The 23,917-nt window shown below is 42.0% G+C and carries 23 protein-coding genes; 1 reads left to right on the top strand and 22 read right to left on the bottom strand.

Annotation, left to right across the window (positions count from 1 at the left end; translation table 11 throughout):
• Window positions 1–29: 29 nt before the first annotated feature.
• The 3 genes from rbsD to EQG49_RS11545 form a co-directional block, all read right to left on the bottom strand.
• Window positions 30–425 carry a D-ribose pyranase gene (rbsD, locus tag EQG49_RS11555; protein ID WP_133364119.1) on the bottom strand — a complete coding sequence of 132 codons (396 nt, stop codon included), beginning with the start codon at window positions 423–425 and terminating at the stop codon, window positions 30–32.
• Window positions 426–726: 301 nt separating this feature from the next.
• Window positions 727–1,065, bottom strand: a complete 339-nt coding sequence (locus EQG49_RS11550; protein ID WP_133364118.1) for a hypothetical protein — start codon at window positions 1,063–1,065, stop codon at window positions 727–729.
• Window positions 1,066–1,688: 623 nt separating this feature from the next.
• A complete protein-coding gene (locus EQG49_RS11545) occupies window positions 1,689–2,189 on the bottom strand; it encodes a hypothetical protein (RefSeq protein ID WP_133364117.1) in 501 nt (166 codons plus the stop codon).
• Window positions 2,190–2,355: 166 nt separating this feature from the next.
• On the opposite strand from EQG49_RS11545, the gene EQG49_RS11540 reads away from it, so the two are divergent.
• A complete protein-coding gene (locus EQG49_RS11540) occupies window positions 2,356–2,544 on the top strand; it encodes a helix-turn-helix domain-containing protein (RefSeq protein WP_243115711.1) in 189 nt (62 codons plus the stop codon).
• A 161-nt stretch (window positions 2,545–2,705) separates the two neighbouring features.
• Here the strand turns inward: EQG49_RS11540 and rpsP are convergent, their stop codons facing one another.
• The 19 genes from rpsP to EQG49_RS11450 form a co-directional block, all read right to left on the bottom strand.
• The gene (rpsP, locus tag EQG49_RS11535; RefSeq protein WP_133364115.1) at window positions 2,706–2,978 is read right to left on the bottom strand and encodes a 30S ribosomal protein S16; all 273 of its coding nucleotides are present in this window, start codon (window positions 2,976–2,978) and stop codon (window positions 2,706–2,708) included.
• Between the two features lie 99 nt (window positions 2,979–3,077).
• Window positions 3,078–3,689, bottom strand: coding sequence for a VanZ family protein (locus tag EQG49_RS11530; RefSeq protein ID WP_133364114.1), 612 nt, complete (start codon window positions 3,687–3,689; stop codon window positions 3,078–3,080).
• Between the two features lie 207 nt (window positions 3,690–3,896).
• On the bottom strand, window positions 3,897–5,384 hold the full coding sequence (ffh, locus tag EQG49_RS11525; protein ID WP_133364113.1) for a signal recognition particle protein: 1,488 nt from the start codon (window positions 5,382–5,384) through the stop codon (window positions 3,897–3,899).
• Between the two features lie 77 nt (window positions 5,385–5,461).
• Complete coding sequence (locus tag EQG49_RS11520) at window positions 5,462–5,797, bottom strand: putative DNA-binding protein (RefSeq protein WP_133364112.1); 336 nt, start codon at window positions 5,795–5,797, stop codon at window positions 5,462–5,464.
• A 77-nt stretch (window positions 5,798–5,874) separates the two neighbouring features.
• Window positions 5,875–7,410 carry a signal recognition particle-docking protein FtsY gene (gene ftsY, locus EQG49_RS11515; protein ID WP_133364111.1) on the bottom strand — a complete coding sequence of 512 codons (1,536 nt, stop codon included), beginning with the start codon at window positions 7,408–7,410 and terminating at the stop codon, window positions 5,875–5,877.
• Between the two features lie 90 nt (window positions 7,411–7,500).
• Window positions 7,501–11,055, bottom strand: coding sequence for a chromosome segregation protein SMC (gene smc / locus EQG49_RS11510; protein ID WP_133364110.1), 3,555 nt, complete (start codon window positions 11,053–11,055; stop codon window positions 7,501–7,503).
• Between the two features lie 8 nt (window positions 11,056–11,063).
• Entirely contained in the window at window positions 11,064–11,765 is a 702-nt protein-coding gene (rnc, locus tag EQG49_RS11505; RefSeq protein ID WP_133364109.1) for a ribonuclease III, read from the bottom strand.
• A 607-nt stretch (window positions 11,766–12,372) separates the two neighbouring features.
• A complete protein-coding gene (gene acpP / locus EQG49_RS11500) occupies window positions 12,373–12,624 on the bottom strand; it encodes an acyl carrier protein (RefSeq protein ID WP_133364108.1) in 252 nt (83 codons plus the stop codon).
• Between the two features lie 20 nt (window positions 12,625–12,644).
• Window positions 12,645–13,691 carry a phosphate acyltransferase PlsX gene (gene plsX / locus EQG49_RS11495; protein ID WP_133364107.1) on the bottom strand — a complete coding sequence of 349 codons (1,047 nt, stop codon included), beginning with the start codon at window positions 13,689–13,691 and terminating at the stop codon, window positions 12,645–12,647.
• Window positions 13,692–13,797: 106 nt separating this feature from the next.
• Entirely contained in the window at window positions 13,798–15,882 is a 2,085-nt protein-coding gene (gene recG, locus EQG49_RS11490) for an ATP-dependent DNA helicase RecG (protein WP_279232808.1), read from the bottom strand.
• Between the two features lie 115 nt (window positions 15,883–15,997).
• Window positions 15,998–17,686, bottom strand: a complete 1,689-nt coding sequence (locus EQG49_RS11485) for a DAK2 domain-containing protein (RefSeq protein ID WP_133364105.1) — start codon at window positions 17,684–17,686, stop codon at window positions 15,998–16,000.
• Window positions 17,687–17,717: 31 nt separating this feature from the next.
• On the bottom strand, window positions 17,718–18,080 hold the full coding sequence (locus EQG49_RS11480) for an Asp23/Gls24 family envelope stress response protein (protein ID WP_133364104.1): 363 nt from the start codon (window positions 18,078–18,080) through the stop codon (window positions 17,718–17,720).
• Window positions 18,081–18,299: 219 nt separating this feature from the next.
• Window positions 18,300–18,500 (bottom strand): 50S ribosomal protein L28, encoded by a 201-nt coding sequence (gene rpmB / locus EQG49_RS11475; protein WP_133364103.1) that lies wholly within the window; start codon window positions 18,498–18,500, stop codon window positions 18,300–18,302.
• A 297-nt stretch (window positions 18,501–18,797) separates the two neighbouring features.
• A complete protein-coding gene (locus tag EQG49_RS11470) occupies window positions 18,798–19,460 on the bottom strand; it encodes a thiamine diphosphokinase (RefSeq protein ID WP_133364587.1) in 663 nt (220 codons plus the stop codon).
• A 51-nt stretch (window positions 19,461–19,511) separates the two neighbouring features.
• Complete coding sequence (gene rpe, locus EQG49_RS11465) at window positions 19,512–20,168, bottom strand: ribulose-phosphate 3-epimerase (protein WP_133364102.1); 657 nt, start codon at window positions 20,166–20,168, stop codon at window positions 19,512–19,514.
• A gap of 15 nt (window positions 20,169–20,183) precedes the next feature.
• Window positions 20,184–21,086, bottom strand: a complete 903-nt coding sequence (gene rsgA / locus EQG49_RS11460; protein ID WP_133364101.1) for a ribosome small subunit-dependent GTPase A — start codon at window positions 21,084–21,086, stop codon at window positions 20,184–20,186.
• A gap of 206 nt (window positions 21,087–21,292) precedes the next feature.
• Complete coding sequence (locus tag EQG49_RS14085; RefSeq protein WP_279232807.1) at window positions 21,293–21,424, bottom strand: hypothetical protein; 132 nt, start codon at window positions 21,422–21,424, stop codon at window positions 21,293–21,295.
• A gap of 120 nt (window positions 21,425–21,544) precedes the next feature.
• Complete coding sequence (locus tag EQG49_RS11455; RefSeq protein ID WP_133364100.1) at window positions 21,545–21,988, bottom strand: GatB/YqeY domain-containing protein; 444 nt, start codon at window positions 21,986–21,988, stop codon at window positions 21,545–21,547.
• A 117-nt stretch (window positions 21,989–22,105) separates the two neighbouring features.
• On the bottom strand, window positions 22,106–23,905 hold the full coding sequence (locus tag EQG49_RS11450) for a DUF2207 domain-containing protein (protein WP_133364099.1): 1,800 nt from the start codon (window positions 23,903–23,905) through the stop codon (window positions 22,106–22,108).
• Between the last annotated feature and the right edge of the window lie 12 nt (window positions 23,906–23,917).

Here is a 23,917-nt window from a genome sequence, read left to right as displayed (position 1 = left end):
AACCCATTAAAACTCAGGATGCCATTTTGCTAAAAGGTCACGCCACTTTCTAAAATAATGTTAGCGTACGGCGTCATTTCACCCGTCCGAATAAATGCGTGCGCCGGTTGCAAATTCCGTTTCATATCTTCATGGGGGATGTAAGCCACTTCAATGCCATCAAGCAAAGCCAATGTCTGCGCTAATACTTCAGGATTCTCAGTTTTTATCTCGTTTGCTAAGTAAACTTTTTGCACTTCCAATTCAGTTAAGACATTTTTAAGTACTGCGATAAATGATGGCAACCCCTTAGAAACCGCCAAATCAATCTTTTCCGTGCCCACCGGAACTGGCATCCCAGCATCCCCAATAGCTAATGTATCAAAGTGCCCCATCTGCGCAATCACGCGTGAAATATCTGAATTTATTACTGATCCTTTTTTCAATTTAATGTTCCTCCAATAAATTTAGTTGTTTTTTATTTCCATTCTTAGCACTACTACAATATTCAATTCCCCCAAAGCACCTCGTTCTCTTTGTAAAACGTTTTACTAACCTCTTGTATTTATCATACCGCTCTTTGTAAGCGCTTGCAAGATATTTTTTGTCGTGTTTGGTAATTTGTTATTTTTCTGTAAAACACAAACAAATAGCCGTTACCTCTCTCCGCCAAGAAAAAGGTAACGACTATCAATAATATTTGCAGCTAGCATGTGTATTTTGTGTGCATGATTTGATCAACCGATATTACTTCGACGATGGAATATCCACCATATCCGCTTCTGTTACATACCAATCTTCGTCGTCAGTGAGAAATGAATTTCCTTTTGCCCATTCATTGTATTTCTCTACCGGCCAACCATACATCCCCCACGGCGTGACCGAGTTGGTGTACTCAGTTGTCACTTCCATTCGTGACGGCAACTTGCTAACCGTTACCACATTGCCACTAATTGCTTTTACAATCCCAGTTGCGCGGTTTCGTTTTCCGTCGTATTTTGTGGTAAAAAAGACAACATTACCTACCGCAATCCCCATGTATTCCATTTCCATCGCTACAATTGACTTATTATTTTTTTCAAACATTTTACTTTTCTCCTATTTTATCAAAAAGACAGTTCGTTGAACATTTTGCTTCATGAGTCCATTTTAACAATAAAGTTTGAAGAAAATTAAAACAGAAGTGGCACAAAAGGCAATCTGCAACCCTGATGTACTGAAACTTAATTCGTCAGCGATAACGAGTAAAGCGGCAGTTGCCACATTCATGAATCGTCAAATTTCTGAGTAAGTCGGCACTTACTTTATAATCAGGTCGGCACTTGCCGACTAGTTACAAAAAACTACGTAAAATCAAAAGAAAATCCCAAGTCGTGTTCAGACTGGGATTATAAGTTAATTATTATTTGATCTAATACCGAACAAATGTAAACTCACTAAGCCAATATGATGACAAAGCAAGTGTGCTATTAATTACGTTAACAATTTTAAAAACTTTCAAATAGCACCTGAAAATTAAGCATAAATTTCTGGTCATTTCTCATACTTATACTTCAAAAGCAACAGAACTAATTGGATAATTACCGCAAGAACGACAATAATAAACATAAGTCCATTACGGTATTTCGCATACATTAACACTAATAAGCCCGTTAATACTGAAAAGTAATTAAACGCCTTTGTGTAGTTAATATTCATTTTTCCCCCACTCAATAATTTACAAATGTCCAAAATGTTTTAGTGTATTCTTTACCTATTTGATGCTTATGTGCGGCATCTTTATAAATAGTAATTCGCCGACGATATGCGAGAATTTGTGCTGCTCCGTAACTTGTTTTGGAATTTAAATTCTGCTCAGTCACATGTACATACAAATAATTAGCCTTCGAATCATGCGCAATCATTATTGCGGCGATTGATGCTACGGCTTTTGCCCATCCAGGAATTGCCTTTGGAATATCAACTAGAGCCGCTATCAGTGCTGCACGATAGCCCTTATCCGCCCCTTTTTTATAATTATATCCTTTTGAAATTGCCCCCCATTTGATATTTTTATATCCTAACTTTTTGTAGCCTTCAATACTCGTTGGTGCCTTTGTACTGCCAGCATTAGCGCTGACTTCAAGACTAGGTTGAATTACTGGAACTACTGATAAACCAAGTGTCAGACTAGTAAATACAATAGCTGTTGATTTGATAATTTTGTTCATAGCGTTTCCCCTCAATGTATAAATATCTAAATAATTAACAATTTTAAGTATCCGCTAATTCAATTATACTTTCTACACCAATAAGTTGTAAATGAGTTATATTCAACTTATCGATATAATCTTGTGATATTATCTTCATATAAAAAAAACCAAAAGGAGAATCATCATGGGAGAAATTTTACGTAGACTCCGCTATGAACACGGTTTTACTCAAGAAGAATTAAGTATGGAATTGAATATTTCACAACAATCAATTTCAAAATGGGAACAAGACATTTCACAACCTTCGTTTGGAACCATTGTAAAGTTATCTACGCTTTACAAAATTAGTATTGACGAATTTAAAATACGTTAGCGTTAACTACAAAGAGATGCAATCAGATGTTTTTCTCAATTGGTTGAATCTTTTTCATATATCGGATTATTTTACACAAATAATCACCGGCATTCCTCGTATTTTCAGACACAAAAAAACTCCTAAACCCTGTTATACCAAGGTTTAGGAGCAATTTGTTATTACTTAGTGAACTTTGCTTCGTGGTACTTCTTCATGATACCTGCTTTAGAAAGGATGTTCTTAACAGTATCTGAAGGTTGCGCACCGTTGTTCAACCAGTTCATGATGCTTTCTTCTTCCAACTTAACTTCAGCTGGTTCAACAAGTGGGTTGTAAGTACCCACAGTTTCGATGAAACGACCATCACGTGGTGAACGTGAATCTGCAACAACGACACGATAGAATGGGCGCTTCTTAGAACCCATACGCTTAAGGCGAATCTTAACTGCCATAATATAATTTCCTCCGATGTGTTTTATCTACGCTTAATAATATACCAAACAACTAATCACCTGTAAAGCCTTTTTACTTTACAGACTGAAAAAAATTCATTATTTTTGTAATTTTTGGACTGTTTTGGGAAAAATCCACCGAATTACATGATATAACCCTGCTCCAAGGATAAAACCGCCCAATGTATTTGAGGTAATATCCATCAAATCAAACGTGCGCGCATTCATATAGAAATACGTCAGCACAAATTGTGTGCTTTCAACTAGGAGCGACGCCAACAACGCCAGCCCTAACATCCAGGGTAATTTAACAAAACGTTTGAAGAGCAACGCAAACATCGAAACTAACGGCACCAGCATGACTGAGTTACCGATAATATTATAGGCTGCAACTTCATTAGTTGTCACATACTTTAAAATCCGGAATGGATGGACTTCCCAATATGGTACGTGCCCATAGCCGACTTGCGCAAACGTCTGACCACTATGGGTGAAAATCCCAATCGGAAAGACGGTAAACGACAACACCATGACAAAATACGCGTAGAAGATCGCCCACACTCCAATGCGGAGCCACCGGAGCTGCGGATGGCGATGCTTTAAACTGATGACAGCCGTAATGATAAATAGCCCAACCGCAATCACTAATAGTGTGTTGTCACCTAGTATGATATCGGGGCGAAATGTTTGACCCTTGATATGAAATTCCACCGACTGCCACCTCCTCTCTTTAGTATGCTTCCTTACAATATTAGTGGAAAATGGCCGTAATTACCACTCCAACTGTTTTCTAAGAAAAATTCTTAATTGTTTGTTTAGAAAACCTCTGCAGCCGACCCGCCGGGTGCAAAGAAACCCGTTCCCGCAAAAAAAGAGCTAAGACATAAACATCCCGCTCTTAATCGCTAATATCTTATTTTACTTACGACGTTTCTTGGCTTTTTTAAGTTTCCGCGCCATTTGCTTCATGGCTAAATTACCAGCCATGCCGCCAATCTTGCTACCAAGACCACCGCCGCCCATGCCTGGCATTGAAGGCATTCCTGGCATGCCGCCACCGGCACCACCCATCATATCCATCATGCCTTGCATTTGTGGTGACATCTTACCATTCATCATGCCGTTCATCATTTTTTTCATTTCGTTGAATTGCTTGATCATCTTGTTAACTTCCACAACTGGACGACCAGCCCCAGCAGCCAAACGACGACGACGGCTAGGATTCAAAATATCTGGGTTTTCACGTTCTTCAGGCGTCATTGAGTACACAATTGCCTTAATGTGATCCATGTCCTTAGGATCCATTTGCACGTTCTTCAAAGCTGGATTGTTCGCCATCCCAGGAATCATCTTCAAGATATCTTCCATTGGTCCCATGTTTTGGACTTGTGACAATTGTTCTAAGAAATCATTGAAATCGAAGGTGTTTTCCTTCATTTTTTGCATTTGTTCTTCGGCTGATTTTTCGTCGAAGTCACGTTGCGCCTTTTCAATCAAGGTCAACATGTCACCCATGCCCAAAATACGTGATGACATCCGATCTGGATAGAAGACATCCAAGTCGGTCATCTTTTCACCTTGACCAACAAACTTGATTGGCTTACCAGTTACGGCACGAATTGAGAGCGCCGCCCCACCACGGGTATCACCGTCAAGCTTAGTTAAGACAACCCCAGTCACATCAAGGCGTTGGTCGAAACCTTCAGCAGTTTGGACGGCATTTTGCCCAGTCATGGCATCAATAACCAACAGGATTTCGTCAGGCTTGGCGATATCCTTGATGTCAGCTAATTCGTTCATCAACTCTTCATCGATTTGCAAACGACCAGCCGTATCAATGAAGACATAGTCATTGTGGTTTTCAGCAGCTTGGGCCAACCCTTGGCGTACGATTTCTCGTGGATCAACATCGGTGCCCAATGAGAATACGGGAATATCCATGTCAGAACCAAGTTTTTGCAATTGGTCAATGGCCGCTGGACGATAGATATCGGCCGCAATCAACAATGGTCGCGCCTTTTCTTCGTTCTTTAACTTAAGGGCTAACTTACCAACCGTGGTCGTTTTACCGGCCCCTTGCAGCCCTGACATCATGATAATCGTAGGAATTTTTGGGCTCTTATTCAGCGGAACCGCTTCTTCACCCATCATCTTCGTTAATTCTTCGTCAACGATTTTGACAATTTGTTGGGCGGGGTTTAACCCTTCCAGCACTTTAGTCCCGGTTGCGCGGTCACGGACAGTTTTGATGAAATCTTTCACCACATCAAAGTTAACATCGGCTTCCAATAAGGCCAAACGGATTTCGCGCATGGTTTCGCGTAAATCAGCGTCAGTAACCTTTCCTTTTTTGCGTAAGCCAGAAATTGCGTTTTGTAAACGTTCTGTAAGCCCTTCAAAGGCCATAGTAGCTACCTCACTCTATTTTCTTAATTTGCTAATACTCTTAATTGTTATCAATAACACTCAGGAAAACGCATTTATTACTCTAATTTTTCAAAGTGCTCAACTAATGTCATTAAATATTCGTCAGCACCATAATTAGTTTGGACGTATTTATCTAATTCATCAGCCGCGGCACTCCGTAATTCAAAATCACGTAACAAATGTAATTTTCCTTCGTATGCTTCAAGCAGTTTTTCGGTTCGTCTTAAGTTATCATAAACTGCTTGCCGGCTAACTTCAAACTCTTCAGCGATTTCGCCCAAAGAATAATCATCACCGTAGTAGAGATCCATGTACTCATTTTGCTTCACGGTAAGTAATGGTTGATAAAACTCAAACAAGGAATTGATGCGATTGTTCTTTTCAATTTCCAAAATGTGTTACCCCTAACATGACCACCAGTATCCTTGCACATGCAAATCACGCTGGTCATGTTTCCTCTCTAATCGGTTTAGTCAACTAAGCCCTTGAATAATCCTTGGACAAAGTCAGCTGGTGAAAATGGCCGTAAATCTGCTGCTTGTTCACCCAAACCAACCCATTTAACTGGTAAGTGCATTTCATTACGAATTGCCAAGACAATCCCACCTTTGGCAGTTCCATCAAGCTTCGTTAACACAATCCCAGAAACATCAGTTGAATCTTTAAATAATTTGGCTTGTTGGAGCGCATTTTGCCCCGTGGTCCCGTCTAAAACAATTAAAACTTCGTGCGGTGCATCGGGAATTTCACGCGTAATAATCCGCTTCATTTTTTCCAATTCTTGCATTAAGTTAACATTGTTTTGCAACCGGCCCGCCGTATCAACGAACAAGACGTCGTAATTGCCCCGGATAGCCGTTTGCACACCGTCAAAGACGACTGACGCAGGATCAGCACGATCAGGCCCTGCGACAACTTCAACCCCGTCACGGCGACCCCATTCTTGGAGTTGTTGCGTGGCACCAGCCCGGAAAGTATCAGCCGCGGCCAACAAGACTTTTTTGCCTTGTGACTTGTACAATGCGGCCATCTTACCGATAGTGGTTGTCTTACCAACCCCATTAACCCCAACAAACATGATGACAGTTGGGCCTTCTTTGGCGAAGTGCATCGAAATGTCTTCCCCATTCCCCGCTGCATCGTAGATTGAGATTAATTTATCAATGATAACTTGTTTAATATCATTCTTGTTCTTAGCGTTCTTCAACTTAACTTCACTACGTAACTCATCCGCAATTTGCATCGCAGTTTCGTAGCCCACGTCAGCTTGAATCAAAGTGTCTTCCAAATCTTCGAAGAAATCTTCATCCACCGAACGGAATTTTGCAAAGAAGGCATTCAAGCGTTCCCCAAATGACTTCCGTGTCTTTTCAAGCCCCACATCGTAACGTTCTTGTTCAGTTGGTTCGGCACTTGCTTCCTCAACACCCGCTTCTTCAACGACAGCTTCAGTAACCACTTCAGCCACAGGTTCAGCCGTTGCTTCTTCAACTAGTTCTTCTTGAACTGGTGCATCTACAACTGGCACTTCCACCGGCGTTTCAACAACTGGTGTTTGAGCTTCTGCCTGCTCCACAACGGGTTCTGGAGTTGCCGTTTCAACAACTTCTTCCGCCGCTACTGGTGCAGTTTCAGCTGCATTATCTTCAACTGCAACTTCAGTAGTATCTGCTTCACCGCTTTCAATCACATCTGCTTGCGGTTCTTCTAGCGTCGCTGCAAATTGTTCACTTGGCACGTCATCGGCATCAGTACCCGCGTAGGCTTGTTCGCCTTCGCCATCAGAGTTTTCCATCGTCGTGTCAGCCACAACTTCAGTTTCATCGGCAAATGTTTCACCTGCCGCATCCGGTGTTAAATGCACAAATTCACTATCTTTAGTTGCTTCAATATCGTTAGGAACAATCACACTTTGTGTCGCTGCATCCCAATTGGCTGGGTAAAGCACTTCAACAACGACTGGGGCAACTTTTGGTTTCTTTTTGAAAATATCAAATAATCCCATATTTAGCTTCCTCGTTTCTATTAGTTTTTAGCTCAATTAGGCAGTGCTCTAACATACGGCTATTTGACGCTTACCACCACTTAAGCTTGATTAATCAAGATCAGTTAAATTAACTGAAACCATTTTTGAAACACCCGATTCTTGCATCGTAATTCCATACAAGACATCGGCATTGACCATCGTACCTTTACGGTGGGTAATGACAATAAACTGCGTGTCATCTTGGAAGGTGTGCAAATATTCCGCAAAACGCGTGACATTCGCATCATCCAAAGCAGCTTCAGTTTCATCCAAAATTGCAAATGGTACCGGACGAACAGCAAGAATTGAAAATAACAGCGTAATTGCCGTCAATGCTTTTTCGCCACCTGATAACAATGACATTTGCTGGAATTTTTTACCAGGCGGCTGCGCCATAATATCAATCCCAGATGTCAAAAGATGTTCCGGATCCGTCAGCGTCAATTCAGCTTGCCCACCACCAAACATTTTAGTGAAGACAATACTGAACTGTGCCGCGATTTCATCAAAGGTAAATTTAAAGCGCTTTTGCACTTCCTCATCCATTTCATTCATCGTCGCATACAAATTGGTTCGCGCAGCTACTAAGTCAGCTTGTTGATTCGTCAAGAAATCAAAACGCGTTTTAACTTCTTGGTATTCTTCAATCGCTCCGATGTTAACATCGCCGATTTCATCCAACCCACGTTTGATGAGCTTCAACTGCACCCGAATTTCTTCAACCGGCATATCCATATCGGCAACTTCGGCACGAGCTTCAACTAACGAGAGTGCATAATTTTCATTCAACTGGTTCATCGCTTGGTCAAGTAATGTCGCCAAACGTGCTTGTTGGGCCCGCAAATCATTCATTTCTTGCAAGCTTTCGCGTTGTAAGGTGGCTAGTTTAGTTGACTCATCTTCTTGGCTAGTAATAACCGTATTGAGTTTAAGCAACTTTTCGCGGACTTCACTCGTTTGAATTTGGGCGGCTTCATATGCGGCGGTCGTCTTGACCAAATCAGCTTGCGCATTTTGGCTAGCCGTATATAAATCATCAACGTTCGCCGTTAATAATTCCAAGCGTTCCGCTAATGTATCTTTTTGGCGTTCTAATTGACTAACTTGTTGCTTCAATTGATTAACTTGACTCGCTAAGGCATTATATGTGGCACGCTTAGCAGCTAACCATTCCCGTTTTGTTTGAATCTGCTCAGCAATTGCTGATTGATTTTCACTTAACTCGTCGATTTGGGTTTCGAGCGTGGTGCTCTTTGCTTGGCTAGCTAACAAGTCTTGTGCCACTTGTTGCGTGTCGGCAACATTTTGGGCAACTTCTTTTTCGTAGTCGCTAGCAGAATCATTGGCATGACCTTGTTCATATTGCAATGCTTGAACTTGGCGGGCTAATTGTTCATGACTCGTGCTGGCTAACTTGCACTGACTTGTCAAAACTTGCACGTGTTCGTTCGCTTGAGCAACGACTTCACGTAATTGACTACCATCCTCAGTTAAAGTTTCTAACTTATTCGTCAAATCACGGACTTGTTGTTCTTGCGTCAACAACTCAGCTTCCATGGTTTTAACGGCCGTTTGCAATTTCTCAATCTCGGCTTTTTGACTTAACAAACCATTTTGATCATTGCGTTGAGCTCCACCGGTAATTGAACCACCGGGGTTAATGACTTGCCCATCAAGTGTCACAATCCGGAAACGATGTTGGCCCACACGCGCAATCGCCGTGGCATTGTCTAAATTATCCGCAATCACAACAGTTCCTAGCAAGCTTTCAACAATTGTGCTGTATTTCGCCTCAACCTTCACTAAGCTACTAGCAACCCCGACATAACCGGTTAATCCTTGAATTGCTTGGACTTGGTTATCTCCGAGGCTTCGGGCTTTGATGACATTACGTGGTAAGAAAGTTACCCGCCCTAAGCGTTGTTGGGTTAAGAACTTAACGGCATTTTTAGCAGTCTGTTCGTTATCCACAACTACTTGTTGGAGGGCGGCTCCTAATGCGGTTTCAATTGCCTTATTGTAATTGGTTGGCACTGAAATCAATTCAGCCACAACCCCTTCAATGCCCGGAAAATTAGCTTTATGCTTCATCAAGTTCCGCACACCTTGATAGAACCCGGTATACTCATTTCCCATGTTTTGCAACGATTCTAACCGTGCTTGCGCTTGCTTCGTTAAACCAAGCCCATCATACCAAGCTTGACGGACTTTTTGTTCAGCGGTTTTAGCTTGTTTATACTCTGCTGTAACCGTATCAAATTCTTTCGTCCGCGTCGTTTGCGTTTCCTTAGCGGTTGCTAGCTGTGCTTCCAAATCCGCTAATTCCGTGGCACTTTCAGCGAGGCGGGCTTGCGCCGTGGCTAAACGCTGCGTCAAACCAACTTGGGCTTGAGATGACTGTTGCGCGTTGCGTTCCAAATTTTGCTTTTCATTATGCAGTGATGCTTGCCGTTGCAACAACTCAACGTAATTATTTTGTTCTTGTTGCAATGTTTTACGTAACTGGGCAACCCGTTCGGCAACGGTCTGACCGGTCAATTCAGCAACTTCAGCGTTCACGTTTTCAACGGCTTGCGCTTGTTCGGCCAGTTCAGTTTGCTTAGTTGCTAACTCTGCGACCGTCGCCGTTAAGTTAGTCGTAACTGCTTCTAGTTGACTAGATACTTCCTGAACCGTGGCCGTCCGATTTTGGTCACGTTCCGCATTCACATTTTGTAAACCTTGCAAGCGTTCCTTAGCTTGCGCGTATTGCACTAGCTTCTGCTGTAACTCATCGCGCTTTAATTCCAACGCAGTCCGTTCTTGTTTTAATGTCTGCAATCGCTCTGTTTGCCCCGCAACTGCTGTTTCGTGTTTCTTCACGACATTTTCTAAAATACGGACACGCGCATCCACACCTTGCTTTGCTTCCCGATTATCGGCAATTTCAATTACCAATCGCGATTTTTCCAAGCGGTCGTATTGTGCTTTTTCAGCCAAATAATCTTGAGCCAAAGCCGATTGCTGTGCTAATGGTTCCACCCGGCCACCAATTTCAGCCATGATGTCTTGCACCCGATCTAAGTTATCTTGCGTTTGGCGTAATTCACGTTCCGCCCGTTCTTTATTCGTTTTGTATTTGAACACCCCGGCAACTTCTTCAATAATTGCGCGCCGGTCTTCAGGCTTAGAATTAAAAATGGCTTCCACCCGGCCTTGGGAAATAATTGAAAAACTTTCCCGTCCCAGGCCAGAATCCATGAACAATTCTAAAATATCACGCAAGCGCACGTCTTGACCGTTAATCTGATAATTCGATTCACCAGAACGATATAGGCGGCGCGTCAAGCGAATTTCACTCCAATCCGTCTTCAAATAGTGATCACTATTATCAAAGACAATCGAAACTTCCGCCCGGTTGAGTGGACTACGCTTGCTTGTCCCACCGAAGATGACATCCTGCATCTTGTCCCCACGCAAGCCCTTGGCGGATTGTTCCCCCATGACCCAACGAATGGCTTCAATGATGTTTGATTTACCCGACCCATTTGGTCCGACAATCCCGGTCATCCCCGGCATAAATTCAATTTTTGTTTTATCAGCGAACGATTTAAAGCCGCTAATTTCCAAAGATTTGAGTTTCATTACCAATCCTACTTTTGTTGTAATTGTTGATATGCTAAACGTGCTGCCATTTTTTCAGCATTTTTAATTGAGGAACCACTGCCCATCGCTAGGACTTGCCTATTAACTTCAACGGCCACTTTAAAAATTTGGCTATTGTCAGTACCAGATTCAGTCTCGCTGAGCTTTTGGTATTTAATCTGCACGCTACCACGTTTTTGCAGTAATTCTTGGAGCTTGCTCTTATAGTCAATGAACTGGTCAAAAAAACCTTCATCGATTTTTTTGAACATTTGTTGTTGCAAAAATGCTTGCACCGTTGCGTGGCCTTGGTCAAGATATAACGCACCAATAAAGGCTTCCCAGACATCTTCCAGCAAGGAATCACGGTTACGTGCCCCGTTTAATTCTTCACCATGACCCAGCAAAATGTATTTATCAAATGCAAGTTCCCGGGCTAAATATGCAAATGAACGGGTTTGCACCATGGCAATCCGCAATTCAGTCAACCGGCCTTCATCCCAAAGTGGGTATTTCTTGAAAAGATATTCAGCAGTCGATAGTTGCATCACTGAATCACCAAGGAATTCTAAGCGTTGATAATCACGCCCACCAAAATGGGGGTGCTCATTCAAATAATTTCCTTGCGTAAATGCTTCGACTAACAAAGTCGGTTTATTAAAAGCAATGTTAAAATCAGCTTTCAACTGTGCTTGTAATTCTTCTAACATAACTTGCCCCTTTAACTGGATTTTTTTAATCGCTGAATTCACAGGTCATCAGATTTGATTAAATCACCATTTATATAAATTTCGTACTCTCCATTATACCCCATTACAGTACTTTTAAGGCACTTAATCCCACGAAATGGCGCTCCAAGATATAAAGAAAAACCAGCACAATTAAGCACTGGTTTTTCGGGCTAAAATTTTTCTAGCGTTGAATTTGGATATGAGTCTCAGCTTGATTCCCACTACGAGGCCGGAACCAGTCTGGACACCGTGATGGAAGACAAGCATTTGAAGCCACAGTGCGGTCTTCAAATGTTTGCGAAGCTTGGTTCGCTAACGCGGTAACCATCTTCACAAATCCATAATCAGTAACGAAACCCGTTACTGATTATGCCATCACGGTGCGAGCTAAAGTCCAGACCGGTTCCAGCCTCTTCGTTAGTTTGAGTAGGCAGTCTGACTAGTAATATGCCGTAATCCTTGTCGCTGCAAGTTTAGCGGTAATCAATAATTTCACACTTATCTAGCGCAGTGTCATCATACATCTCATCACATTTTATAAATTCCACGTCAGACGGAATAGAGCCGTTTTTCGCGTCAAACAATATTATGCTGTGATGCCTTTTTTGGCAGCGATATAATCCACTGTGTTTTGCAAAGTAATCAATTTTTCGGCATCTTCATCCGAAATTTCAATGTCAAAGTGGTCTTCAAGGTCGAGGACTAATTCAACGAAATCAATTGAATCAGCATCAATATCCTTCAAAAAATTTAATTCTGGTTTAATATCTTCACGCTTTAAGTTAAACTGTTCCGCAATTGAATCGGCGATTGAGTTGTAAATATCTTCTTTAGTCATTTTATCTGGTTTCCTTTTTCTTAATTGTCTTGTTCAGCATCAAGTTGTTTTGCACTTAAATCGTCTTTGTGTGCGGCCACGTATGCTTGAATATCGGGGACGAGGTTACTAGTAATCATCTGGTGAATCTGGGCAAATGTATTTGACACCGCTTCCGCCTTCGCTGAACCATGGGTCTTAACAACTGGTGCGTTCACACCAAGAATCACAGCCCCACCAGCTTTACTATAATCAAGTTTGCCTTGCAAGCCCTTCAAAGCTGGCTTCAGTAAGGCGCCACCGATTTTAGCTGTGACCCCATTTTCCATGATGGCGGCTTTAATCATCTTCAACATCGTTAATGCCGTTCCTTCGATGGCCTTCAAAGCGGTATTCCCGTTTGAACCATCGGTCACTACGACATCAGCTGCCCCATTCAACAATTCGCGGGCTTCGACATTACCAATAAAGTTTAACGTATCGGAACCGTTAAGTAATTGCCATGCTTCCTTGTGAACCGCATCACCCTTATCTTCTTCAGTCCCAAGGTTTAACAAACCAACAGTCGGTTTAGTATAACCTAACATCTTCTCAGCGTAAAAGTCGCCCAAGAAGCCATATTGGTATAAGTGCGCTGGCTTAGATTCAGCATTTGCGCCCATGTCCATCATCACGAAATATTCATGATCACCTTTGCCAGACAAGTTAGGTAGTACTGTCGCTAACCCCGGGCGGTCAATCCCTTTAATCCGACCAATCACAAAGATTCCGGCGGCTAACACGGCACCAGTATTTCCGGCAGAGAAGAAGGCATCGGCTTCACCGTTTTTCACAGCCGTAGCTGCCAATACTAATGATGAATCCTTCTTACGTCGAATTGCCTTAACTGGTTCTTCTCCCATATCAATTGTCACATCGGTATGATGAATGTTAACCCGGTCACTATTTTGCAAAATTGCTGTGATTTGTTTTTCGTCACCAAATAATTCAAATTCAATATCAGTAAATTGGTCACGCGCTAATTCGACACCTTTAACAATTTCCAAGGGGGCAAAGTCGCCACCCATGGCATCAACTGCAATTTTCATGATTGTTTATCTCCATAATGCATGCAAACACCGTTACTTCCGGCTCCGCCACGCTAACCACCTGACAAAGTCGCCCGTATTTGCAGTACACTTCCTTTTTTGTGACTTAATCGAGATTCCGATATTTAGCCAGACTATTTGATAAATATTGTACCAGAGCTGCGTTACTTTGAACACTCTCCCAATCGGGATCTGAAATAATATAAATTGCTTCTTGTTGCGCAATTTCTAACATTTTCAGGTCAGCCACAGGGTCCCCGACGCGAAAATCAGGCATCCCTGACTGTTTATTCCCCAGAATATCACCTTGCCCCCGCAATTCTAAATCTTTTTGCGCGAGTACAAAACCATTATTCGTTTTAGTCATAATATCCATGCGGTCTTTACCATACTGGGTCTTGGGATCAGCTAACAACAGCGTATACGACTGCTTATCACCCCGACCGACCCGACCGCGTAGTTGGTGCAGTTGCGCTAAACCAAACCGATCAGCATCTAAAATCATCATCACGGTCGCATTGGGCACATCGACCCCAACTTCAATCACAGTCGTTGACACAAGGACTTGAAACTCATTTGCCTTGAATTTTGCCATGACATCAGCTTTTTCATCATTTTTCATCCGACCATGCAGTAGGCCGACTTTAATATCCGGCTGAAAATGCAGTGCCAAATCTTCATAAATCGCGGTCGCATTTTGCACGTCTAGCGCTTCTGACTCTTCAATCAAGGGCGTGACCACATAGGCTTGGGCGCCTTCATCAATTTGTGATTTCATAAAGCTCACCGCTTGATCAAAGGCATCCGTTTTTAACCAGCGAGTTTGAATCTGCTTACGACCTGCTGGTAGTTCATCAATAATTGATACATCCATTTCACCATATGCGGTAATCGCAAGTGTCCGCGGAATCGGCGTCGCTGTCATTGCTAAAATATCAGGGTTCATCCCCTTCTCACGCAAAGTCGCTCGTTGCTTAACCCCAAACCGGTGTTGTTCATCAATTACCGCTAAGCCTAAATTATGAAATTCAATATCATCTTGAATCAAAGCGTGTGTCCCGATAATCATATCGATTTCGCCATTCATTAAATCGTCCAAAATTTGCCGACGTGCCTTAACCTTAGTTGAACCAGTTATTAATTCCACACGCACATCTGGGAATGCTTCAAAAAACTTACCAAAGCCCTTCGCATGTTGCTGCGCCAGAATTTCGGTTGGCGCCATAATCGCAGTTTGCATCCCAGCGGTGTGCGCTGCATACGCAATAATTGCCGCGACAACTGTTTTACCAGAACCCACATCCCCTTGCAGTAGGCGATTCATGTGAATTGGCCGCTTAATATCAAACGCAATTTCATTAACGACTTTCTTTTGCGCATTGGTTAGCTCGAACGGCAACGTACTGATGAATGCTTGCACGGCATGATTATCAAACTCAATTGCGCGCCCATGATTTTTAGTGTCGGCCATTTTAACTAATTGTAAATTCATCTGAAACAAGAAGAACTCTTCAAAAGCCGCCGTGCGTCTAGCGGCCTTAGCATCCTCAAGTGTTTCCGGAAAATGCATATCGTGGAGCATTGTTAAACGATCCGTCAATTTATATTTTTCCTGTAAATTAGCGGGTAATAAATTTTCAATATACTGATGATAGCCACCAAATGCTTGCTCAATTAAATCATGAATCGTTTTAGCATGCACTTCCTTTGAAGCTGGATAAATACCGGCTAGTGCATCCTCATCAGCCTTAATTAGCTTGACTGCAGCTAAGCTTTGGCGATTAGCGTCATAGGTCCCATTGATGCCGACTTCTTGCCCTTGTTCGATTTGGGTTTGAATCCATGGCTGGTTAAAGAATGCGACCTTGATATTTTCATGCTCAATCAGCATGTTAAACGTCACACGGGCTTTCTTGAAACCAAAACGCACAAGGACCGGGTCTGATGAGACAACACCTTTAAACGTCACTCTTTCGCCGTCAGCAGTCTGCGATGGAATCTTTGCTGCCAAGTCGTCATAACGGAACGGAAAATATTCCAACAGGTCATAAATGGTAAAAATCCCCAAATTATTTAAAGCTTTCTCACGTTTTGGCCCGACGCCACTGAGTACCGCAATACTATCGCTTAATGATTTAGTTTCAGTCACGGTCGAACCCTCCTTTTGCTTAGTGAAAAAGGATACCCGCACGGTTCCTTTTTATCTTTGTTTAATTATACCAAACGAACAATTGTTTGAGTAGTTATTATCGACAAAAAAGTCCGCCAACACAACCGCGTGTTAGCGAACTTTAATAAATTATCTCTTATTCAACTGAAATCAAGAATGGATAAGTTGGTTGGCCACCTTCGTGGATTTCAACTTCCAATTGATCATCAATTTCGGTAATTGCATCAGCCAATGTTTGTGCGTCAGCTTCAGTCGCATCTTCACCAAAGAAAATTGTCACGATTTCAGAATCGTCATCAACCATCTTTTGAACTGTTTGGACACTTGCAGCTTGTAAATCAGCAGCCGCAACTTCGATGTCTTTGTCGATAATTCCAATGTAATCACCAACATGAATATCCAAACCACCAAGTGTGGTATCACGAATTGAAGTTGTGATTGAACCAGAAACTACCAAGCTAATGTTTTCTTCCATGCCGGCAACATTTGTCGCTAAATCAGTTGCTGGGTTAAAAGCAAACAACGCTGAGAGCCCTTGTTGAACCGTCCGTGTGTGGACAACTTCAACTGGAACATCAGCCACTTGGGTTGCTTGTTCCGCAGCCATAAAGATATTGCTGTTATTAGGCAAAATAATGGCCTTTTTAGCACCACTAGCTTCAATCGCCTTGACGAAATCTTCCGTTGATGGATTATTCGTTTGGCCACCTTCAACAATTGTAGTTGCACCAGATGACAAGAGCAATTCTTTCAAGCCTTCACCAGAAGCAACTGCTAAAACCGCAATTTCAGGAGTTTCCTTTGGTGTTGCCTTGGCAGCTTGTTGATCTTCATCACGTTGCGCATCAATCACAGCTTGTTGTTGATCACGCATGTTGTCAACTTTTACTTTGACGAGTGAACCGTAGTGCGTTCCCCATGAAATCACTTCACCAGGATCTTCAGTGTGCACGTGGACTTTAACAACTTCTTCGTCGTTAATCACAAGCAATGAATCACCTAAATCAGCCAAATGAGCGTAGAACTCATCATAATCAAAGTTATGGTCGTAAGTAGTTCCCTTAGCGATTTGAACCATGATTTCAGTACAATAGCCAAATTCAATATCTGCGGGGTTCAATTTTGATTGTGCACCAGCATGCAGGTTTTGCACCATTTCTTCTAATTCAGCGTTATCAGGAATATAAATATCATCAGCTGAAATTTCACCGGATAAGGCTTCATAAAAGGCTTGGATGACAAATACTAGTCCTTGACCACCGGAGTCAACAACACCGACTTCTTTTAAAACTGGTAGCAAATCAGGCGTTGAAGCAAGCGCTTTTTCAGCAGCTTCAAGCGTCGTCCCCATTAATTGCACGGTATCATCAGTCTTAGCGGCTTCCTTGTTGGCTGCACTTGCAGCTTCACGGATAACCGTTAAAATTGTACCTTCAGTTGGCTTCATGACTGCCTTATAAGCAGTTTCAGCACCTGCCATGAAGGCATCAGCCAATTCACGAGCAGACAAAGTTTCTTTACCTTCAACTGACTTTGAAAAGCCACGGAAAATTTGCGATAAGATAACCCCAGAGTTACCCCGGGCACCCATCAACAAACCTTTTGCAGTTGCTTGCGCTAACGCACCAATGGTTGTATCTAATGAATCACGTTCATACTGCGCGCCACTGTTCATCGAAAGCGACATGTTTGTACCAGTATCACCATCTGGAACTGGGAAAACATTTAATTTATTAATCTTTTCAGCGTTTTCGGTTAACTTATGTGCGGCGGCATTAACCATTGATCCGAATTCTACGTTCGTAATCTTCGTTACAACTTCCACTTCTCTTATCCTCCTAGAGGGTAAACGAATATTAGTCAGCTAATACTCGCACACCTTGTACAATCACATTTACTTCGTTCGCATCAACACCAAGCATTGCATCTAGGTTGTATTTAACCTTAGATTGCACACTCTTTGATACTTCAGAAATTTTCGTGCCGTAGCCTACAACAATGTAAACATCGACAGAAATCCCATTCGCTTCTTGACGAACAACAACACCCTTTGTGTAATTTTCGCGGTTCAAAATTTGATTGAAACCATCACGCAAGGCACTTTTTGAAGCCATACCAACTACGCCGTATTGTTCAGTGGCAGAACCACCAACAACCGTTGCAATAACATCATTGTTGATATCAATTGTCCCATGTTGTGATTTGATTTTAACAGCCATCAGAAATCCTCCTCAGCACCCTAGTAACATCATAAAATATCACTATCTTAAAATTTTGACTAGGGTTATTTTATCTATTAAATGCATGAATATGGTAATTTTACCATAAAACAAGCAATTCGACTAACTCCCAATCACACTTTCGTGACTTCTAGTCATTTATGATATCGATTGAAACAAAAAAGCCACCGCGAACGGTGACTTCCTGTTTGTTAATGCTTAAACACGTTCGATTGAACCGTTCTTCAAGCCTGCCTTCAAAGTGCGAGCAGCAAGATAAACTCGTTGAGGTGCTGAACCGTTGATACGGACAGTAACCTTTTGCAAGTTTGGCTTCCAGCTACGACGACTTGAGTTAAGGGCGTGTGAGCGTTGGTTACCGAAGCGAGTGTGCTTACCAGTAATTGCATCTGTTGCCATGTTGAATAACCCTCCTGTCTAACTATCGATTTCAGAAATTCACGTTTAATTAAATTTCATTACTCGATTATATTATCAGACGTACGCCAACAATGCAATAAAAAAGTGTAAAGTAAAATGACTTTACAGCTAATTTTTTTGCCACTAGCGATACGACTGGTGCATAAAACTGCACTGCATCAATGATTATACCACGTTGCGTGCCTTTTTTAGCATTAGAAATTCCCGCAATTATTTTGACGCAGTTATATCTACATTTCAATCGCGTGCCCGCGTCAAAAGTTAACCCGCGTATTTTTAATTACCATATTGGGTGTCCTTCGATTGAATTACCATCACAATACCTTGAGTAAAACTAAAATGATTAACCGTGCCTTTGAATTCGTTGGAAGACCATGAGTACGGTGTTGGACTACTCCAATCATGCAATTCATAGCGTTCATCCGCCAAATCTAAATGCTCCACCGCCGTCAAATTAATAAAGCCTAAATACTTTTTATCGGCTTCTTTAACAATTGTATGATTTCCTGGTGCATAAAACCGAATACTATTGCCACGGTCCACTAAATTAACTTTACCGATGAATTGTTGAAAACGCGGTTGTGAAAAAATCCAAATATTCGAAAGTAAATGATCAATGCGACCACCAGTTGCGCCATAAATGACAATTTCATCCGCCTGATATTCATTTTGAGCAATCGTTAGTGCTAATTCTAAATCAGTTTCATCTTTTTCTGGTTTAACTCGTCGAATATCTTGAACTTGGGTTGTTAGCCATTCGCGTTCAGTCTCAGAAAGCGAATCAAAATCACCAACAGCTACCTTGGGCGTAATCCCTAACTTTAGTAAACGAAACGCGCCACGATCAACCCCAATCCACTCGCCAACCACGGCACCAGCGGTTAATTCACTGGGCCATTGATCAACCGGACCACCAACCAGAATATTTAATTTTTTCATATTATCAAAAAGAGGCTGGAACATAACTCGTTCCAAACCCCCTTCCTTTCATTAGTTAGTTGCGTCTTTGAGCGCAGCAACCTTAGCAGCAGGGTCAACCTTGTCGTAAAGGTATGAACCTGCAACCGCAACCGTTGCACCAGCCTTGTAAGCAGCTTTAACAGTTTCGTTGTTAACACCACCATCAATTTCGATATCGTAATCTAAACCGAGTTCAGCTTTCAAATCGTTTAATTGTTGAATCTTAGCCACAGTTTCTGGCAAGAACTTTTGGCCACCAAAACCAGGGTTAACCGTCATAACCAATACTTGGCCAACCATGTGTAAAATAGGCTTGATTAAATCAACAGAAGTACCAGGGTTGATAACCACTTCAGCTTTCACACCCTTGTTGTTGATCATTTGTAAAGCACGGTGGATGTGTGGAGTTGCTTCATAGTGGACACCGATGATATCGGCACCAGCATCTGCAAATTCATCAACGTAACGTTCTGGGTTTTGAACCATCAAGTGGACGTCTAATACCATGTTAGTAACTGGCTTAAGGGCTTTAACCCAACCGGCACCATATGAGATTGATGGTACAAATAAACCATCCATAACATCGATGTGCAAGTATTCGGCGCCGGCCTTTTCAACCAATTCAACATCGCGTTGCAAGTTTACGTAATCAGCAGATAAAATTGATGGTGCTACTTTGATAGACATAAGATAAAACACTCCTTATTTTTTCTTTTTCCGGTAATCTGGTTTTTGGTTAATAATCAAATCATAAAAAGCAAGATAGTTGGTATAGCGTGATTGCATAAATTCACCCGCCTCAACACCAGCCTTAACCGCACAGCCTGGCTCATTGATGTGCACACACCCGCGGAAACGACAATTACGACTCGCTTCATCAAACTCTGGGAAGTACTGGGTCAATTCATTAGCTTCCATGTTAAACACCGCGTATGAAGAGAATCCAGGTGTGTCAGCGACAAGGCCACCATTGATTTCATGCAAGCCCACCATCCGTGTTGTGTGTTTCCCACGACTAAGAGCTTGCGAAATCTCACCGGTTTCTAACGCTAATTCGGGCAAAATGTGGTTTAACAACGTACTTTTACCCGCACCTGTTTGTCCCATAAAGACCGATAATCGGCCAGTGAATTCCGCCTGTAATTGCGCTAATCCTGCTGGTGCAAAGGCATCATCAGGCACGTAAGTTGGGTAACCAATTTTCGTATAGCCGGCGCCAACTTCGCGCAAATGTGCGAGTTTTTCCGGTGATAACAAATCAGTCTTCGTAAAATAAATAATTGGTTGAATATTAAATTCTTCAATTGCTACCAATTGTCGGTCTAATAAGTTATCTGCAAAATCGGGTTCTGCAGCCGCTGTAACTACAATTGCGGTGTCAATATTCGCAACTGGTGGACGCACAAGGCTATTTTTGCGATCATGAACCGCTAAAATGTAACCTTCATCGTGATCACTCACGTCAAAATCTACGATGTCACCAACCAGTGGCTTAATTCCGCGATCCCGGAAATTTCCGCGGGCTCGTGTTCGGTATTTTTCACCATCTTCAGTTACAACGTCATAATATCCTGCTAGTGATTGTCGAATCTGTCCTGTTGCCAAATAATTAACCCCTTTTTGATTGTTTTGATTATTAATACTTCACTATATTGTACCCGAATTTAGCCGAAATTTCGACCTACTAGCCCCTGTAACGCAAAAAATATTCGCATTATTGCAATTCTACGCAGATAATCAGCAATCCACTCGGCACAAATTAACGCCATTAGAAAAAGCCGCATCACGAGGACACGGCTTCAATGCGGTAATTACGCTAAATCGCGGAAAACTTCAGTAATATCAGTTTCCCAATCAAATGACTCTAATCCGGCCTGCGTCCGAACTTGAACTTCCATGTTAATGCAATTCTGCTCTGATGTATCGCCTGATTTGTTGATCATCCGTTTACCTCGCATTCTAACTGCCACGACATAATAACTTAATACTATGTTTATTATATAACAAAAAAAAGCCCGCTGGGTAGTAATAACCCCTCGGACTTGAAATGTTTTACAAATAAATTATGCGAGCAATGCTTTAACAGTTTCGTTAACTAACTTACCATCAGCTTTACCCTTAACTTTAGGCATCAAAGCACCCATCACTTTACCAAAATCAGCTTTTGAAGTTGCGCCAACTTCTGCAATTGTATCAGCAACAATTTGCTTAACTTCAGCTTCTGACATTTGGGCTGGCAAGTACTTAGCAACAACCAAGATTTCAGCTTCCAAAGGTTCAACTAAGTCCATACGACCAGCTTCCTTAAATTCGGCCATTGAATCCTTACGTTGCTTCATTTCGCGTGAAAGAATCGTTAATTCTTCTTCATCAGACAAATCGTGGCCTTCCTTGATTTGTTCGTTTTGTAAAGCAGACTTCAACATCCGGACCGTTGATAAAGTTGCCTTGTCCTTAGCCTTCATGGCTGCTTTCATGTCGTCGGTTAATTGTGCCAAAATACTCATTATACTTACCTCTTCTTCAGATATTTTCTACTATTTAGTGTAGCCCACTGCTAATAAGTTAGCAAGTTTTTATGTTTTTTTACGAGCATAGGTACGTTTTGCACTACGATGGTCACATTAAAATGCACCACCACCTGAGCCACCACCAAAACCACCCGAGCCACCGCTGACACCAAAACCAGCTGATTCCTTTGGCGCATTAGCACTGTCCAAACCTGTCATGTCACTCATTAGAGACACACTAAATAAATTGTACGCTAAGTATGTCGGAATAAAGTCATCTGTGTAGTTCGCATCATCGGCATGGTATTGTTGCAATGCTTTCGCAACATTATCCGCTGCGTTCAATACAACGGCATATGCGAGGTAGCGATCCCACAAGGTAACGTCTGGTACTTTTTTCAAATCAAACTGCCCGACTTCACGTAACATTTGGCCAAAATTTTTCCATGCTTGTGCTTCAGACCACCCTGTTGGCGTATAGATTGTCCCCATTTTGCGATAGTCTAGTACTCCAAACAATATGCCTAAGCTAGCTACGAGTAAAACTACGCCCAACCAAGGATAAAATTCCACGTATGGCGATCCAACTAACATTGCAATCTGGCTCCCGACCAATACAATCAAGCTAAACAATCCCAACAGATACGCCAACTTAAATTTAACATTACCGCGTTCATCGCGAAGCCAAACTGGTAGGGCTGCATTCTCGATGTCTTTATTGAATTTTTCTTTATACACGCTCAGTCGTTTAACTACCCGACTATCAGTTTTCTTAAATGTTCGCGTATCAACTTTGGCACCAATTTCAGTATTACCAAATAAAATTAATGTCACCGTTTTTTCAAATGACGTCAACCCATCATTCTTAATCAGCGTCAATTCAAAATGTTTTTGTGACCAATTGGTTTGGTCTGTCAACCGATAGTAATGGCGCGCCAATAAATCCATAATGGTTGCGCTAAAAGCTTTATCTAAGCTAAAGTGTTTTCCGTTTAGCTGTGCTAGCACAACTGCCGGTGCATTTTCACTTGGCAACTCATAATTATTAATACCAGTAATTACCAATCCAGCTTTGGCTTTAGCATGAGCATAAAATCGTTTTGCACGATAAATCAAAAATGCGCCAATTAACATTAAACTCACCAAACCAACTTGAATCCATAGCCGTAGTTGTTTAGCACGTTGCAAACGTGCTGCGATTTGTTCTTCTTGTGCAATAATTTTTGCTTGTCCATTCCCTGCAGTTTTAGGCACTTGTGGAACCGTACTTTCATCAAAATACGTATGCAATTCAACTGGTGTATTTGCCGCCACTGATGCTGCGGTATAATGATAAACCCCAGCTTTCGCATCACCCGTAAATTTGGCCGTGTTCAAGCTATGGGTCCAATACGCAAAATGTTGCTGCTTACCTTTGGGTAGTTTCACAGTAATATCAACATTTTTCAACGGAACCGCCCATTGTCCACCAATAATCTGCCAATTAATTTCAGCCACATCGTGATAGCGGGTGACAACATTATTAAGCTTATAAGTCCACTGCGCATTTAAGGTGTCGTCTGCGGCAATTGGATAGTAGATTCGGAGCTGTTTTGCGTTATTGCTATTAACAATTTGCATACCAGCACTACCACCATGATACTTCCCCTGGCGCTTGCCATTGATACTTGCTTGTGTCCATTCAGCAAAATCAACGCCCTTATCAGTTGCTTGTGTCACATAAACCCCATGCATATCATCAGCGAATTCATAACGAATCTGATAGTGCACGGTGGCTGAGCCATCAGGATGAATTTGAACATTTTCCTTTAGGCGGTTAATGCTGTACTCACCATCAGCGTGAATGCTCGGTTGCCACCACACCAGTGCCAACAAGAACACAATTACTACAATCCCACATTTGTGCTGTTTCATCACTTGCACCTT

This window comes from Periweissella cryptocerci, from assembly GCF_004358325.1.
Classification (GTDB): domain Bacteria; phylum Bacillota; class Bacilli; order Lactobacillales; family Lactobacillaceae; genus Periweissella; species Periweissella cryptocerci.
This window is presented reverse-complemented; position numbering and strand designations above follow the sequence as displayed.